Source organism: Paraplanobispora takensis, assembly GCF_016863195.1.
GTDB classification, from domain to species: domain Bacteria; phylum Actinomycetota; class Actinomycetes; order Streptosporangiales; family Streptosporangiaceae; genus Planobispora; species Planobispora takensis.
In genome coordinates, this window is the sequence record NZ_BOOK01000014.1 from 224,660 (window position 1) to 239,886 (window position 15,227).

General features: G+C 73.3%; 14 protein-coding genes. 7 read left to right on the top strand and 7 right to left on the bottom strand.

Annotated features, from left to right (window positions below; genetic code table 11):
- Positions 1–78 precede the first annotated feature (78 nt).
- Positions 79–762, top strand: a complete 684-nt coding sequence (locus tag Pta02_RS11315) for a GAF and ANTAR domain-containing protein (protein ID WP_203874684.1) — start codon at positions 79–81, stop codon at positions 760–762.
- Positions 763–831: 69 nt separating this feature from the next.
- Positions 832–2,940 carry an ATP-binding protein gene (locus tag Pta02_RS11320; protein ID WP_203874685.1) on the top strand — a complete coding sequence of 703 codons (2,109 nt, stop codon included), beginning with the start codon at positions 832–834 and terminating at the stop codon, positions 2,938–2,940.
- 73 nt (positions 2,941–3,013) lie between these two features.
- Here Pta02_RS11320 and Pta02_RS11325 read toward each other — a convergent pair whose 3' ends face one another.
- The 4 genes from Pta02_RS11325 to Pta02_RS11340 are packed head-to-tail and all read right to left on the bottom strand — an operon-like array spanning position 3,014 to position 5,765.
- A complete protein-coding gene (locus tag Pta02_RS11325) occupies positions 3,014–3,751 on the bottom strand; it encodes an ABC transporter permease (protein WP_203874686.1) in 738 nt (245 codons plus the stop codon).
- A gap of 45 nt (positions 3,752–3,796) precedes the next feature.
- The gene (locus Pta02_RS11330; protein ID WP_203874687.1) at positions 3,797–4,783 is read right to left on the bottom strand and encodes an ABC transporter ATP-binding protein; all 987 of its coding nucleotides are present in this window, start codon (positions 4,781–4,783) and stop codon (positions 3,797–3,799) included.
- Between the two features lie 38 nt (positions 4,784–4,821).
- Positions 4,822–5,142 (bottom strand): winged helix-turn-helix domain-containing protein, encoded by a 321-nt coding sequence (locus Pta02_RS11335; RefSeq protein ID WP_203874688.1) that lies wholly within the window; start codon positions 5,140–5,142, stop codon positions 4,822–4,824.
- On the bottom strand, positions 5,139–5,765 hold the full coding sequence (locus Pta02_RS11340; protein ID WP_203874689.1) for a hypothetical protein: 627 nt from the start codon (positions 5,763–5,765) through the stop codon (positions 5,139–5,141). Before Pta02_RS11340 ends, Pta02_RS11335 begins: the two co-directional genes overlap by 4 nt.
- 164 nt (positions 5,766–5,929) lie before the next feature.
- Here Pta02_RS11340 and Pta02_RS11345 point away from each other — a divergent pair, with 164 nt between their 5' ends.
- The 5 genes from Pta02_RS11345 to Pta02_RS11365 all read left to right on the top strand — a co-directional run bounded on the left by Pta02_RS11345 (position 5,930) and on the right by Pta02_RS11365 (position 10,899).
- Positions 5,930–6,322, top strand: coding sequence for a GntR family transcriptional regulator (locus Pta02_RS11345; RefSeq protein ID WP_239130196.1), 393 nt, complete (start codon positions 5,930–5,932; stop codon positions 6,320–6,322).
- Positions 6,319–7,209, top strand: a complete 891-nt coding sequence (locus Pta02_RS11350; protein ID WP_203874691.1) for an ABC transporter ATP-binding protein — start codon at positions 6,319–6,321, stop codon at positions 7,207–7,209. Before Pta02_RS11345 ends, Pta02_RS11350 begins: the two co-directional genes overlap by 4 nt.
- Positions 7,206–8,249 carry an ABC-2 membrane transporter-related protein gene (locus Pta02_RS11355; RefSeq protein ID WP_203874692.1) on the top strand — a complete coding sequence of 348 codons (1,044 nt, stop codon included), beginning with the start codon at positions 7,206–7,208 and terminating at the stop codon, positions 8,247–8,249. The genes Pta02_RS11350 and Pta02_RS11355 overlap by 4 nt, the downstream gene beginning before the upstream one ends.
- Positions 8,250–8,313: 64 nt before the next feature.
- Positions 8,314–9,732, top strand: coding sequence for a S41 family peptidase (locus tag Pta02_RS11360; RefSeq protein ID WP_203874693.1), 1,419 nt, complete (start codon positions 8,314–8,316; stop codon positions 9,730–9,732).
- Between the two features lie 12 nt (positions 9,733–9,744).
- Complete coding sequence (locus Pta02_RS11365; protein WP_203874694.1) at positions 9,745–10,899, top strand: alpha/beta hydrolase family protein; 1,155 nt, start codon at positions 9,745–9,747, stop codon at positions 10,897–10,899.
- Here the strand turns inward: Pta02_RS11365 and Pta02_RS11370 are convergent, their stop codons facing one another.
- The 3 genes from Pta02_RS11370 to Pta02_RS11380 are packed head-to-tail and all read right to left on the bottom strand — an operon-like array spanning position 10,900 to position 15,221.
- On the bottom strand, positions 10,900–12,654 hold the full coding sequence (locus tag Pta02_RS11370) for an amino acid ABC transporter ATP-binding/permease protein (protein WP_203874695.1): 1,755 nt from the start codon (positions 12,652–12,654) through the stop codon (positions 10,900–10,902).
- Entirely contained in the window at positions 12,651–14,426 is a 1,776-nt protein-coding gene (gene cydD, locus Pta02_RS11375) for a thiol reductant ABC exporter subunit CydD (protein ID WP_203874696.1), read from the bottom strand. The genes Pta02_RS11370 and cydD overlap by 4 nt, the downstream gene beginning before the upstream one ends.
- A 36-nt stretch (positions 14,427–14,462) precedes the next feature.
- On the bottom strand, positions 14,463–15,221 hold the full coding sequence (locus Pta02_RS11380; protein ID WP_203874697.1) for a cytochrome d ubiquinol oxidase subunit II: 759 nt from the start codon (positions 15,219–15,221) through the stop codon (positions 14,463–14,465).
- Between the last annotated feature and the right edge of the window lie 6 nt (positions 15,222–15,227).

Here is a 15,227-nt window from a genome sequence, read left to right on the forward strand (position 1 = left end):
GGATTGGCTTCCGCGGCGGTGGACGGAATGAGGGAGACGTTGCCCCCCGAGCGGCGAATGGGTCGGATCTTCGTCGAGTTGGCTGACACCCTGACCGACGACTTCGACATCATGGATTACCTGGACAATCTCGCCTGTCATGGAGCCGAGGTTCCCGGGGTGAGCGCGTGCGCGGTGCTCCTGGCCGACCCGGTCGGCCCGCTGAGCATCGTGGCCGCCTCCAGCGAGTCGGCTCGCGCGGTGGGGGTGAACCAGCTGCGTCACCAGGAGGGACCGAGCCTGCAGGCCTACCAGACCTGCGCACCGGTGTGCTGCACGGACCTGAAGGCCGCCCTCCCGCGCTGGCCGCACTACGCGCCGGTCGCGCTGGCGGCCGGGTTCGCCGCGGTGCACGCCTTCCCGCTGTGCTGGCAGGGGCAGGCCGTGGGCGCGTTCAGCCTGCTGCGCGCCGCCGCGGGCCGGCTGGACGTCCCGGCCGCCGAACGGGCCGGGGACCTGGCCGAGGCGGCCGCCATCGGCCTGTTGCACCGGCGCACGGTGCGCCACCACGAGAGCCTCACCCGGCAGCTGCAGGTCGCCCTGAACAGCCGGGTGCTGATCGAGCAGGCCAAGGGCATGCTGGCCGGATACCTGCGGCTGACCCCCGACCAGGCCTTCACCCTGATGCGCGACTACGCCCGCGCGCACCACCTCAAGCTGACCGCGCTCAGCCGTGCCCTGCTGCATGGGGAGATCACCCTTCCGGCACCCTCCCGGGAGTAGGTCCGCTTGCCTGTGGCCGGTACCGGTGGTGCCATGGAAGCCGCCGGATCAACCCAGGCAGGTGGCGATATGGTGATGAACCGGAGAGGGGCGGGCAATCTGCCCGCTGAGACCACCACGCTGATCGGTCGGAGCGCGGAGCTGGACCGGCTGCGGCACATGTGCGAGCGGTCCCGGCTGGTGACGGTGACCGGTCCGGGCGGGGTGGGCAAGAGCCGCCTGACGCTGCGGGCCGCCGCCGAGCTGGCGCCCGGCTTCGCCGACGGGGTCTGGCTGGTGACGCTGTCGCCGCTGGAGATGGGCGCCTCGCTGCCGTACGCGATCGCTGAGGCGCTGCTTGTGGTGAACCAGAGCACCGATCCGATGATCGAGGTGGTGGCCCGCTATCTGGCCGACCGCCGGCTGCTGCTGGTGTGGGACACCTGCGAGCATCTGGCCGAGGCGTGCGCGGAGGTCGCCGAGCAGCTGCTGGCCGCCGCGCCGGGCCTGCGCATCCTGGCCACCAGCCGCCGGGTGCTGGGCGTCCCGTCCGAGGAGGTCCTCCTCCTGGAACCGCTGCCGATCCCCGCCGCCGCGCACTGGGACGGGGACGGGGACGCGGCGGCGCTGCTGGTCGAGCGGGCCGCCGCCGTGGCGCCCGGCTTCGCCGTCACCGAGGACAACCGGCAGGCCGTGGTGCGCATCTGCCGGAAGCTGGACGGATTGCCGCTGGCCATCGAACTGGCCGCCGCCCGGCTGGGCGAGTGGTCGCCGCAGCAGCTGGCCACGCGGCTGGGGGACCGTTTCGCGGTGCTGGACGCGGGTGAGGCCGGCTACGCCGCAGATCCGCCCTGGCATCAGGGTCTGCGCACCGCGATCGGGTGGAGCCACCAGTGGTGCAGCCCGGCCGAACGCCTGCTGTGGGCCCGGGCCTCGGTGTTCGCCGGATCCTTCAGCCCGGCCGCGGCGAGGCGGGTGTGCGCCGACGCCGGCCTGCCCGCCGACCGGATCCCGGCGCTGCTGGCCGCCCTGACCGACAAGTCCATCCTGACCTGGGTGCCGACCGGTGACGGCGAGCGCTACAGGATGCTGGACACGGTGCGCGAGTACGGCGCCTTCTGGCTGGCGCACCTGGGGCAGGAGCACGAGCTGCGGTGCCGGCACCGCGACCACTACCGGGAGCTGGCCGCCGCGGGCGAGGCCGCCTGGTTCGGTCCCGACCAGTTCCTCTGGTTCGACCGGATGAGCGCCGAGCTGGACAACCTGCGCGCCGCGCTGGAGTTCGCCCTGGCCACCCCCGACGATCATTGCGCGGCCGAGCTGGCGGGCGTGCTGTGGTTCGTGTGGTACGCCTGCGGCCACATGCAGGAGGGCCGGTACTACCTGGATCGGGCGCTGGCCGCAGACACCGGTGCGAGCCGGGCTCGCGTCCATGCGCTGGCGGTCGTGAGCCTGCTCACGGCGAGCCAGGGGGACAGCGAGACCGGGAGGCTGCAGGCCGAGGAGTGCCTGCGTCAGGCCGAGAAACACGGTGACGTCCGCGGTCTGCAGCTCGGGCAGGCCCTGCTCCTGGCAGCCGCGATGGTCCGGGGCGACCAGGAGCAGGCGACGGCCCTGACCCGGGACCTGTCGGGACGCATATCCGACGAACTCACCTTGACCTACCACGTGTACTGCCTGTGCGCGATCAGCGTCCACATCATCGCCGGCCGGTTCGGGGAGGCCGTGACGCTGCTGGAGCGGATGCGTCACCTCTGCGAGCAGCATGGCGAGCAATGGCTGCGCGCCTATGCCGACGTCTTCCGTGCCCAGGCCGAACTGGCCCTGGGCCGTCCCCTGGTCGCGCAGGCCCACGCCCGGGCGGCGCTGGAGGTCAAGTACCGCATGCACGACAACGCCGGAGTCGCCATAGCCCTGGACGTGCTCGGTCCGGCCGCCCTCGCCGTCGGCCAGGCCCGGCACGCCGCCTATCTGCTGGGCCTGGCCCACCAGGTCTGGGAGACCGTCGGCCGGCGGCAGGCCGGCATCCCCGCATGGGTCGCCGCCCGCCGGGACTGCGAGGACCGCGCCCGGCAGGCCCTGGGGGAGCAGGCCTATCTGGGTGCCTACGCGGCCGGATACGGCACCGATCTCGACAAGGGCGTCGCTGCGGCGATCAGCGGTCCCGACGCCCGTTCGACGGCACCCGACGTACGGTGACCCGCCACGGGCGCCACGCGCCCGGCGGCGGGCGGAGCCCCGGGGGCCCCGCCCGCCGCCGGGCCCGGGACCCTCAGGAGAAGCGGTCGCCCTCGTCTCGGCGGTAGGCCCAGGCGGCCAGGACGGCGGCGACCGCGGTCCAGACACCGAACATGACCAGCGCCAGCGTGTCGGGGGTGCCGTAGCCCAGCGCCGCCCAGACCAGCTCCACCGCGCCCCGGCTGGGCAGGAACGGCGCCACCGCGTCGATGAAGGCCGGGGGGTCCACCGGGTTCGTCAGCAGGCCGCCGCCCACGGCCATCGGGAACAGGGTCAGCTGCACCACCGCGATCGCGGCCTTGGAGGGCAGGGCGTAGCCGATGAACAATCCCAGGAGCTGGAAGGGGGCCGAGGCGAGCATCAGGGCGAGGAAACCCAGCAGGAACCGTACGGGGGTCACGGTGGCCTCGGTGAACAGCGCGGCCACGATCAGCACCGGCACGATCCCGATGAGCGTCATGGCCAGCGCGTTGAGGATCCTGGCCCCGAACCGCGGCCAGGGCCCGGCCGGGAGGGTGCGGGTGTAGGGGTCCCACGGCTGGGCGCGGTCCTCCGAGACGCCCAGGCCGTGGGTGAACAGGCCGCTGGACATCACCGCGAAGACCATCATCGACGCGGTGGCCAGCGTCGCCCCGACGGGGTCGTCACCGGCGAAGGGCACCACGAAGAAGAGCATCGAGGCGGCGGGGAAGAAGCCGTTCCCGATGACCGCGATCGGCACGCGGACGGTCTCCAGGAACTGATATCGGGTGTGGGTCAGCAGAAGCGACACGGGGGATGGTCCTCTCGTACGGGGGGCTGCGGGCCGTCCCGGGGCTCAGGCGTCCTGGGGCTCGCGGGCGGTGATGGTGAGGAACGCCTCCTCCAGGGAGGTGGGGCGGATCTCCAGGTCGGAGAAGGGCACGTCGGCCCGGACGAGCTCGCGGACCAGGGCGTCGGCGTCGGTGGTGAGCAGGTGGACGCGCTCGCCCTCGCGCTCCGTGCGCAGGACGCCGGGCAGCTCGGGCAGGTCCCCGCCGGTCAGGGCGACGCGGCGCACGCCGGCGATGCCCCGCACCTCCGCGATCGGGCCGTCGGCCAGGACCCGGCCGTGCCCGATGACCACGACCCGCTCGGCGAGCGCCTCGACCTCCTCCAGATAGTGGCTGGTGAGCACCACGGTCCCGCCCTCGGCGTGGAAGCCCCTGATGGCCTCCCACAACCCCCGGCGGGCCTCGACGTCCAGCCCGGTGGTCGGCTCGTCGAGGAAGACCAGCCGGGGATCGCCGACGAAGGCCAGCGCCACGGCCAGGCGCCGCTTCTGCCCGCCGGACAGCCCGCCGATCTGGCGGCGCTCAAGATCTGACAGCCCGAACCGCTCCAGCAGCGCCCCCCGCTCGACGCCGCGCGGGTAGTGGGCGGCGGTGAAGTCGACGACCTCGCGCACCCGCAGCGTCGGCGGGAGTCCCGTCTCCTGCGGGGTGACGCCGATGCCGCGCCGCCGTACGGCGTCGACGGGGGAACCGCCGAACAGCTCCATCCGGCCTGAGGTGGGCCTGCGCAGCCCGACGAACAGGTTGATCAGGGTCGACTTGCCCGCGCCGTTCGGCCCGAGCAGGCCGACCAGTTCACCGGAGCGGATGTCGAGGGAGACGCCGTCCAGCGCCAGCACGTCCCCGTAGCGCCGGGTGACCTCGACGGCGCGGGCCAGGGTCTCGGGCCGCGCTTCCGTGCCCGTCCCGGGGGCGGTCCCGGCTGCCGGGTCCGCGGGCAGAGCCGTCGTCGTGGTCGATGTCGTCGTGGGCCCGGTGGTGGATTCCGTCATCGGACGGTTCCTTTCTCGGAGGAGGCTCGGAAAACAGGTCAGGTGTCTTCGGACGCCGGCGCTCTGGCCGTGTCCAGCAGTTCGCGGATCGCCGCGGTGTAGCCCTCGAAGGCGGCGCGGCCCCGGCGGGTGAGGGCGACGTAGGTGACGGGGGTGCGGCCCTTGTGGGTCTTGACGATCTCCACGTATCCGGCCTCCTCCAGTTTGCTCAGGTGCACCGAGAGGTTGCCCGCCGTCATCCCCAGGAGGTCCTTCAGCCCCGGGAAGGTGATCTGGTCGCCCTCGGCCAGCGTGTTGAGCGTGGCGACCACCCGCAGCCGGGCCTGGGCGTGGATCACCGGGTCGAGTTCGGGGGTCATCGGCGCATCCGCCGGCGCAGTACGAACCCGGCGATGATGGACCCGCCTCCGGCGCCCACCGACATCAGCAGGGCGTGCCAGCCCGGCCCGGCGGCGGTGCCGACCGCGTTGAGCACCGCCACCCCCGCGCCCAGGACGAACATCGGCCGGACCAGCCAGACGGCCCCGCCCGCCATGTAGAGGACGGCGACCACCATCATCGACAGGCTCGACCACAGCAGGCCCTGCTCCGGGATGGGCAGGCTCGGGCCGAACCGGACGCCGATCATCCACATGGCCAGGAAGCCGAAGGCCCAGGAGAAGCCGTACATCGTGCCGCGCTGCTGGGACGCGCCCCGCACGGGGCTGCCCAACTGCCACATCGTCATCGCGCTGACCACCATGGCCAGCGCCATCAGCCCGAACAGCAGCGCCAGCGTGACCCCGAGGGGGATCGCGAGGTACGGGGTGCCGGACAGGCCGTCGCGAAGGAAGAACGCGCCGAACCCGACGAACCAGGCCACGCCCCACGCCAGGTAGTGCGGGACCGGGTTGGGCGCCAGACGGCTCACCGTCGCCGTCTCCTGCTGCTCGATCAGCCGGAGCATCTCCTCCGGGCTCAGCGCCTGCTCGTCGTTGTCCATGCGTTCCTCTTGAAGTCTCAAAGGAGTTTGCATCGCAAACCTCTGGTTTGAACTGTAAACCACATTGCGATGCCAACTCAAGACTCCGGCGCCTTAGGCTTCTTTATCGGATCCATATATGGAAGTATCTAAAGTAATAGGACAATAGATAAATGGAGGAACCGGTGATCGAGTTCCATCTGGATGCGAAGTCCGGCCTCTCGCCGTACCTGCAGCTGGTCCAGCAGGTACGGCACGCGCTCCGGCTCGGCCTGCTGGGTGAGGGCGATCAGCTGCCGACCGTCAAAGAGGTCGTCTCGCAACTGGCGATCAACCCCAACACCGTCCTGAAGGCCTACCGGGAGCTCGAGCACGAGGGCCTGGTCGCCGCCCGGCCGGGGGTGGGGACGTTCGTGACGGCGACCCTCACCGGCACCTCGCTGGCCGCGCACGGCCCGCTCCGGCTGGAGCTGCGGCGCTGGCTGGCCAAGGCCCGGCGGGCCGGCCTCGACGAGGAGAGCATCGAGGCCCTGTTCATGACCACCTTTCGGACCACCGCTCAGGAGGACATAGCGTGACTTCCGTCTTACAGGCCCAGGGACTGGGCAAGAGGTACGGCAGGCGCTGGGCGCTGCGCGAGTGCACCGCCGACATCCCGGCCGGGCACGTCGTCGGGCTGGTGGGCCCCAACGGAGCCGGCAAGACCACGCTGCTGAAGCTGGCCGGCGGCCAGCTCGAACCGACCACGGGTGGCATCACCGTGCTCGGCGGGCGGCCCGGGGGCACGCCCGCCCAGCTGGCCAGGGTCGGCTTCGTCGCCCAGGACACCCCCGTCTACACGGGGCTGACCGTCGCCGAGCACCTGCGGCTGGGAGCCCGGCTCAACCCCCGCTGGGACGCCGCCATGGCACGGGAGCGCATCGCGCGGCTCGGTCTCGACCCCACCCAGCGGGCCGGCAGGCTGTCGGGCGGCCAGCGCGCCCAGCTCGCCCTCACCCTGGGTCTGGCCAAGCGGCCCGAGCTGCTGATCCTGGACGAGCCCGTGGCCTCGCTCGACCCGCTGGCCCGCCGCGAGTTCCTGCAGGGACTGATGGAGGCCACCGTCGAGCACGAGTTCAGCGTCGTGCTCTCCTCTCATCTGGTCTCCGACCTGGAACGGATCTGCGACTACGTGATCGTGCTCGCCGACTCGCGCGTACAGGTCGCCGGGGAGACCGAGAGGCTGCTGGCCACCCATCACCGGCTCACCGGCCCGCGCCGCGATCCCGACCGGCTCCCCGCCGACCAGCACGTGGTCTCCGCACGCCACACCGACCGGCAGAGCACGTACGTGATCCGCACCGACGCGCCGATCCACGACCCCGTCTGGACGGTCACCCGGCTCAGCCTGGAGGACCTCGTCCTGGCCTACATGGACAAGCCCACCACCGCCGACCGGCGAGCCCCCCTGGAGGTCCGGCGATGATCTGGCTGACCTGGCGCCAGCTCCGCGGCGCCGCCACGATGACGGCGATCCTGCTCGTGCTGCTCGCCGCGGTCCTGGTCCCGACCGGCGCACAGCTGGCCGCCGACTACACCGGCGGGCTCGCCGCCTGCGTACGGGGCGAGGACTGTGCGGGCTTCTACGACCAGTTGTTCGACGACTACGAGATCCCCTTCCTGGCCAGCATCCTCGTCGTGCTGGTCCTGCCCGCCATGATCGGGCTCTTCTGGGGAGCGCCGCTGATCACCCGGGAGCTGGAGGCGGACACGCACCTGCTGGTGTGGAACCAGAGCATCACCAGGACCCGGTGGCTGGTGGTCAAACTCGGGTTCACCGGCCTGCTCGCCGTGGCCGCCGCGGGAGTGACCGGTCTGGCGGTGACCTGGTGGTCCGGCCCGCTGGACCAGTCCGCCCCGGGGGGCTTCGCGCTCATGGACCCCCTGGTGTTCGGCGCGCGGGGGATCGCTCCCCTGGGGTATGCGGCCTTCGCCTTCGCCCTCGGGGTGACCGTGGGGATGCTCGTGCGCCGCACCCTGCCCGCCATGGCCCTCACCCTGGTCGTCTTCGCCGCCGTCCAGCTCGCCATGCCCATGCTGGTCCGGCCCCACCTGATCCCTCCGGTCACCTCGGCCTTCGAGCTCGGCCGGGAGAACGTGGGCGGCTTCGGCATAAACCGCGACGGCACCTTCGACGTCCGCATAGAAGCGGCGATCCCCGGTCACACGGGTGCCTGGGTCCTGTCCAGCGAACTGGTCGATCCGTCCGGGCGCACGATCGCCACCAGCGGCGCGGACGGCATCGTCCAGGGGGTCTCCACCACGTCGGGGCCCTGCTCACCGGCGGCGGGACCACCGACCGGGTGCCCGGCCGAGGTCAACCGGCTCGGCTACCGGCAGAAGGCGACCTACCAGCCCCTGGAGCGCTTCTGGCCCCTGCAGTGGATCGAGACCGGGGTCTACGTCCTGCTCACCGCAGGTCTCACGTGGTTCTGCTTCCGGTGGATCCGCAGGCGGATCTCATGACCGGGCCCGCCGAGGTCGTCGACGGACACGGCACCCCGGTCGGGAGACCGGCGAAGGAGGGCCGATGACCCCCTTCAGGACCGCGGCCGCCGGGCTCGCCCTCCTGCTGGCCGCGGCCTGCACGGCGCCGACGCCGCCGCGCAGCCAGGCGAGCGCGGCAGCCGGTACGGCCTGCGCGCGGCCTTCGGGGGCCCCCGGGGCGGAGACGCCCACCACGATCGACGTGATCGAGCAGGCGTACTTCTGCATCCTCGACCGCTACTACAGCGGCGCCGTACTGGACGCCCGCGCGCTGCTGACCGCCGGATTCCTCGCCCTGACCCAGGAGCTCAACCGCAACGGGCGCGACGTGCCCGAGGCGATCATGCCGGCGCTGACCGGTGACAGGAAGGCCGACTGGACCGCCTTCGAGACCGCCTACCGGAAGGTCACCGACCGGGTCCCCGATCTCCGCGACAAGCTGGCCGTCGTCACTCTTGAGGCCGTCGTGGCCGCCCTCGACGACAACCACGCCCGCTGGGCGCACGACGTCGGACGCCCGCCCGACTCCTACGACGGCGACGGCTACGGCCTGGGCCTGCAGACGAACGTCGTCGGCGCGGAGGCGGAGGGCGACCCCGGCGTCACCGTCGCCCCGCTGTTCATCACGGCCGTACAGGGCGGCGCCGCGCAGGCCGCCGGGCTGCGCCCGGGCGACATCATCGAATCGATCAACGGCTCGGCACCCTTCATCGGCGGCAGGGCCGGCCCCGCCATCGCCTCCCTCTCCCCGCAATACCCGGAGGCGAGCCCGGTCCGGCTGCGGCTGCTGCGGCAGAGCACCGGCCACCGCTGGAGCGTGGCACTCAAGCCCGGCCTCTTCGCGCGCGATCCGGCCGCCCTGCGGGTGGTGCAGTCCAAGCTGCTGGAAGACGACATCGCCTACGTACGGCTGCGCGGGTTCGCCTCCGACTCCGCGAAAAGGGTTCTCACGGCGATCACCCGGCTGCGTACCGGCCGGACGTTGTCGGGCCTCGTGCTGGATCTGCGCGGCAACGGCGGCGGCAGCCCCACCGAGGCGGTCCGGTTGCTGAGCGCGTTCGTCCACGGCGAGGTCACCGCCTACCAGTGCACCGTGGACGACGCATGCGAGACCATACGGACCGACGACACCGTCGCGCTGCTCGGCCTGCCGCTGGTGGTGCTCACCGACCGCGGCTGCGCCTCGGCCTGCGAGCACTTCAGCTCCGCGGTCAAGGATCTGCGCGCCGGCCGGATCGTCGGCACCAGAACCTCCGGGACCATCTCCGGCCCGGCCTCCTCCTACCTGCTGAGCAACAACACCCTGCTGGGCTTCCCGTCCAAGCGCCATCTCGGGCCCGACCGCGAGGTGATCGACCGGATCGGCGTGCCGCCCGACCACCATGTCCCCCTGACCGCCGGGGACGCGGCCGCCGGGCGCGACCCCGCCCTGGCCAGGGCCCTGACCTTGCTGCACGAGTGAATGGACCTCCCGATGAGACAGCTCCTGGCAGTCGCCGCGGGACTGGCCGTCCTCGCCGCGTCCGCCTGCACCGCGCCCGCCCCGCCCAGACCCGCCGGCGTGGCGCCCACGCCGACCGGCCCCGCCACCCTGCCCGCCCCCACCGGCGACCATCCGGTCGGCACCACCGTCCTGTACCTGAAGGACACCTCGCGCCCCGATCCCTGGAACCTCGACGCCGACGCCAGGGAGCTCAAGGTCACCCTGTGGTACCCGACCGGGCGGCGGGACGGGCAGCGGGCGCCGTACATGACGCCGAAGGAGTCGGAACTCCTCCTGAAGGGTTCCAGGATCACCGGCGTGCCGTACGACACGCTGAGCAAGACGCGCACGAACGCCGTCAAGGACGCCGACCCCGCAGGGCGGAGGCTCCCGCTGGTGGTGCTCTCACCCGGTTTCACCAAGCCGGTGAGCACGCTCACGTCCCTGGCCGAGGATCTGGCCAGCCGGGGATACGTCGTGGCCGGGATCGACCACCCCTACGAGAGCTACGTCACGACCCTGTCCGACGGGCGGGTCGCCGAATGCATCGCGTGCGACAGCGACGGCGACCCGGGCTTCGGCACGGGGGTGGTGCAGGGCCGGGCGGCCGACGTCTCCTTCGTGCTCGACCGGCTGCCGGCGGAGTGGGAGGGTTCCGGCCGGATCGACCGCTCCCGCATCGCGATGGCGGGCCAGTCGATCGGCGGGGCCGGCGCCCTGGCGGCCCTGGTGAAGGACTCCCGCGTGCGCGCCGGGATCGACATGGACGGCACCACCTACGCCCGGATCCCCGAGGGCGGGTTCACCCGGCCGTTCATGTTCATCGGTTCGCCGCAGCACGTCCCCGGCGGCCGGGACATCTCGTGGGACCGCGACTGGAAGCTGCTGACCGGGTGGAAGCGCTGGATCGTGCTGACGGGCGGGGAACACCAGTCCTTCACCGACGGCCCGCTGCTGGCGGGCGCCCTCGGCGTCACGCCCGCCTACGGCGTGCTGGAGGCGGCGCGCGCCGCCGAGCTCACCCGCACGTACGTGGCGGCCTTCCTCGACCGGCACCTGAAGTCGCGGCGGCAGCCCCTGCTGGAGGGGCCCTCGCCGAGCCATCCCGAGGTCAGGTTCTGCCCGGCGGCGTGCGGCCGATCGTGATCACCGCCGGGAGACCAGCGCCTCCGAACGCCACAGGTCCCGGTAGTAACCGGGGGCGTCCACCAGCTCGTCATGGGTTCCCCGCTGGACGACCACGCCGTTCTCCAGCACGACGATCTCGTCCACCTCCTCCAGGCCGCGCAGCCGGTGCGTGACCAGCAGCGTCGTGTGCCCCCTGGTGGCGTCGAGCAGGTCGGCCATGAGCGCGTCGGCGGTCTCCTCGTCGAGGGCCTCGGCGGGCTCGTCCAGCAGGAGCACGGGCGGGTCGTTCAGCAGCGCCCGCGCCAGCGCCAGCCGCTGCAGCTGGCCGCCGGAGACCGTCCGCCCGTCCTCCCCGAGCGGGGTGTCCCATCCGGTGCGCTCCACCCACGTCTCCAGCCGCGCCCGCCGTACGGCCTCGGCCAGCTCCTCCTGCCCGGCCTCCGGCCCGGCCAGCCGCAGGTTGTCCCGGAGCGAGGCCTGGAACACGTACGGATCCTGCGTCAGCCCCGTCATCACCCGGCGGGCCTCCTCCGAGGACACCTCCCGCAGATCGACCGCCGCCCCACTGCCCCCCGCTCCCCGCGCCCCCGTGTGGTGCGGGGGGTGGCCGGAGTCCGAGCCGGAGGCGAGGGGGTGCAGTCTGATGGTGCCGGACTCGGGCTCGACCAGGCGCATCAGGGCGGCCAGCAGGGTGCTCTTGCCCGCGCCGCTCGGGCCGACGATCGCCACGCGCCTGCCCGGGGTGAGGGTCAGGCTGACGCCGTTCAGGGCGGGGGAGCGGCCGGGGGCGTGCCGGACGACCAGGTTCTCGACCTCCACCGTCAGCGGCCCGCCGGGCACCCGCCGCGGACGCTCCGGCTCGGTGACGGCGGGAGGGGTCGCGCGGACCTCTCTCAGACGGCGCAGGGCGGCGGACACCCCGGTCATCCGCTCGGCCGCGGCGGCCATCGGCAGCACGGGCTCGAACGACACCAGGGAGGTCAGAGCGAGTACGGCGGTCGCCACGCTCCCGGCGCCCGCCGCCCGGGCCGCCAGCACCACCCCGGTGACGGTCAGCCCCTGGGCGAGCACCCCCAGGCAGGCGGCCGCCGCGTTCACCCGTGCCTGACCCCGCTCCAGCACGGCCAGCCGGGCGTCCGCCTCGTCGCAGGCCGCCAGCGCCCGGTCGGTGGCGCCGTAGGCGGCCAGGTCGGCCGAGCCGTGCAGCAGGTCGGCGACCCGGGCGGCCAGCTCCGCCCGGGCGGGGGCGATCCGCGCGGACCGGCGCCGCGTGATCGCGGCGACCCCGGCGGGGAGGGCGACTCCGGCGACCAGCAGCCCGGCCAGCAGCACCAGCGCCGCCGCGGGCAGCAGGAACAGCCCCAGCGTCACCGCCGCGAGCCCGGTCACCAGCGCCGCGACCGCCGGGAGCAGTCCCCTGACCAGCAGATCCTGTACCGCGTCGGTGTCGTCGACCATGCGGCTGAGCAGGTCGGCCCCGCCCTGGTTCAGCGGCCCCGCCGGGACGAGCGCCCGGTAGAGCTCCTCCCGGGTCGTCGCCTGGGCGCGGAGCGCGACGTCGTGCCCTGCCAGGCGCTCGCCGTACCGGAAGACCCCCTTGGTCGTCGCGAACGCCCGCACCCCGACGATCGCCACGCTCAGCGCCGCCAGCGGCGGCTGCTCGGCCGCCCGGGTGATGAGCCACGCGGCGGAGCCGATCAGCCCCAGCCCGGCCAGCTCCGCCGCCGCCCCGGCCGCCATCGCGAGGGCGAGCCGCTTACCTGTCCGGCTCATCGTGACTCTCCGCCCTGCGCCGTGGAAACGCTGTCATCGAACCCGTCGGGAGATACATCCAGGGCGGAGGGTCTCTGGTTCTCGGTGTCGTGCCGGGGGACTCTCCGGTCGGAGACGATCCGGCCGTCGGCGATTCTGATCACCCGGTCGGCGAGGTCGATCATCGCGGGGCGGTGGGCCACGATCACCGCGGTCCGGCCCTCGGCGAGGTCGCGGGTCGCGGCGACGACGGCGGCCTCGCTGCGGCCGTCGAGGCGGGCGGTCGGCTCGTCCAGCAGCAGGGCGTCCGCACCGGGCAGGCAGAACGCGCGGGCCAGCGCGACCCGCTGACGCTGTCCGGCCGACAGGTTCGTGCCGCGCTCGCCGAGCACCGTGTCGTAGCCCTGCGGCAGCTCCGTCACGAACCCGTCCGCGTGCGCGGCCCGGGCCGCGGCGCGGACCTCGTCCGGCGTCGCGCCGGGGGAGCCCAGCCGGATGTTGTCGGCCACCGAGACGGCGAACAGGTGCGGGCGCTGCGGCACGAACGCCGGCCGCCAGGATCCGGCGGCGAGGTCGTCCCCGTCGACCAGCACCCGCCCGCGCTCCGGGGTGACGAAGCCGAGCAGCAGGTGGAGAAGGGTGCTCTTGCCCGCGCCGCTCTCGCCGACCAGCGCCACCCGCTCGCCCGGCGCGATCACCAGCGAGACCTCCTCCAGCGCCGCCTCCCCGCGGCCGGGATAGCGCACCGTGACGTTCTCCAGCCGGATCTCCGGGGCGCCCCGGCCCGGCCCGTCCGCCGAAGGCGCGCCGTCCCCGGCCCCGGACCCGTCCGCGGGGGAGGCGGGCCGCGGGTCCGGCTCCGTCTCGGCGTCCAGTACGGCGAAGGCCTGGTCGGCGGCGGCGACGCCCTCCATGGCCGCGTGGAACCTGGTGCCCATGTTGCGCAGCGGCAGGTAGGCCTCCGGGGCCAGAAGCAGCACCAGCAGCGCGGTCGACAGCTCCAGCGTCCCGCCCAGCAGGCGCAGGCCGATCGGGACCGCGACCAGGGCCAGCGACAGCGACGCGGCCAGCTCCAGCACCAGCGACGACAGGAACGCCACCCGCAGCGTGCGCATGGTCGCGGCCCGGTGCTCCTCGGCGACCCGCCTGATCACCTCCGCCTGGTAGCGGGCCCGGCCGAAGGCGCGCAGCGTCGGCAGGCCCCGCACCACGTCGAGGAAGTGCCCGCCGAGGCGGGACAGGGCCCGCCACTGGCGCTCGGTGACGGCCTTGGTGTGCATGCCGACCAGCGCGCCGAAGACCGGGATCAGCGGGAGCGTGACGAGCACGATCACCGCGCTGGCCAGGTCGGCGGTGAGCAGCCGGACGAGCACGGCGATCGGGACGACGCCCGCCACCGCTACCGAGGGGAGATAGCCGTTCAGGTAGGGGTCGAGGGCGTCCAGGCCCCGGCCGCTCAGCGTCACCAGCTCACCCGAGCGGTGCGAGGTCAGCCTGGCCGGGCCCAGGTCCCGCAGCCGGGACAGCAGCCGGTGGCGCAGGACCGACTTCACCGCGGTCGTGGTGCGCCCGGCCGCCACGCCCTGGACCAGGCCGAGCAGCCCCCGGGCCCCGACGACCAGGGCCAGCGGGAGCAGGGCGGCGACGGCGAACCGCCCGGACAGGACACCGGCCAGCAGCTCCGCCTGGACCAGGACGAGCAGCCCGGCGAGGACCGCGGCGGCCAGGCAGAGGGCCAGGTGACGGCGGACGGCTCGCTCGCTCCGCGCCAGCCGCAGAAGATCCTTGTGCATGCGTGCCTTAGGGGGTCGGGGGTCCCCGTAGGGGCTCTAGAAGAAGGACAGGGTGCGTTCAGGCGCCCGCCCGGGGCCGAACGTGCGCCACACCCATACTTGCCCGCCGAGCATGACCGGCGCGAGGGGCAGGATCATGATGCTGAGCACACTCAGCGTATCGGCGGGGGCGGTGCGGTCCATGATCCAGGGGGCGGATCCGGCCAGCAGCGCCGCGGCGGGCGCGGCGGCCACGCAGGCCGAGACGAGGAGTGCGGTTCCGCCCCGGCGCGCGCCCGTCACCCGGCCGGGCAGCCGCCAGGAGACGAAGGTCCAGCCGTGGAAGGCGAGCGCCGCGGCGACCGCGGCCCCGCCGGCGAGCCCGAGCGGGGTGATCGACATTCCGCTCGCCAGGGCGACCAGGGCGGCGCCCCAGCCGAACGCCAGGCCGTACGACGCCAGGCAGATGATCCAGTCCCAGCCCGCCCGCCAGGCGCGGCCGTCCGCGCGGCGGCGGAACCACAGCCCGGCGTCGCGCAGGATCCACGAGACCAGCAGCGCGACGACCAGCGGGTAGAGGCCGAACAGGACCTCGCCCTCGGCGCGCGGGTAGGCGCCGAAGAGCACGCCGGCCACGGCCACCAGCCAGACCTCGTTGGCCAGGACGAACGGCGCCATGGCGGCCACGATCCGGTCCCGGCCCTCCTGGGTCCTGCCGAGGAACGGCAGGAGCATGCCCAGGCCGATGTCGAAGCCCTCCAGGGCGAAGTAGCCGAGCACCAGGACGGCGAAGACGCCGAACCAGAGGATGTCCATCGATGT

Excerpts from the sequence above, each read along its gene's own strand:
- Pta02_RS11360 (WP_203874693.1), top strand. The coding sequence starts at position 8,314 with ATGACCCCCTTCAGGACCGCGGCCGCCGGGCTCGCCCTCCTGCTGGCC.
- cydD (WP_203874696.1), bottom strand. The coding sequence starts at position 14,426 with ATGCACAAGGATCTTCTGCGGCTGGCGCGGAGCGAGCGAGCCGTCCGC.
- Pta02_RS11320 (WP_203874685.1), top strand. The coding sequence starts at position 832 with ATGGTGATGAACCGGAGAGGGGCGGGCAATCTGCCCGCTGAGACCACC.
- Pta02_RS11340 (WP_203874689.1), bottom strand. The coding sequence starts at position 5,765 with ATGGACAACGACGAGCAGGCGCTGAGCCCGGAGGAGATGCTCCGGCTG.
- Pta02_RS11335 (WP_203874688.1), bottom strand. The coding sequence starts at position 5,142 with ATGACCCCCGAACTCGACCCGGTGATCCACGCCCAGGCCCGGCTGCGG.
- Pta02_RS11370 (WP_203874695.1), bottom strand. The coding sequence starts at position 12,654 with ATGAGCCGGACAGGTAAGCGGCTCGCCCTCGCGATGGCGGCCGGGGCG.
- Pta02_RS11365 (WP_203874694.1), top strand. The coding sequence starts at position 9,745 with ATGAGACAGCTCCTGGCAGTCGCCGCGGGACTGGCCGTCCTCGCCGCG.
- Pta02_RS11355 (WP_203874692.1), top strand. The coding sequence starts at position 7,206 with ATGATCTGGCTGACCTGGCGCCAGCTCCGCGGCGCCGCCACGATGACG.
- Pta02_RS11380 (WP_203874697.1), bottom strand. The coding sequence starts at position 15,221 with ATGGACATCCTCTGGTTCGGCGTCTTCGCCGTCCTGGTGCTCGGCTAC.
- Pta02_RS11330 (WP_203874687.1), bottom strand. The coding sequence starts at position 4,783 with ATGACGGAATCCACCACCGGGCCCACGACGACATCGACCACGACGACG.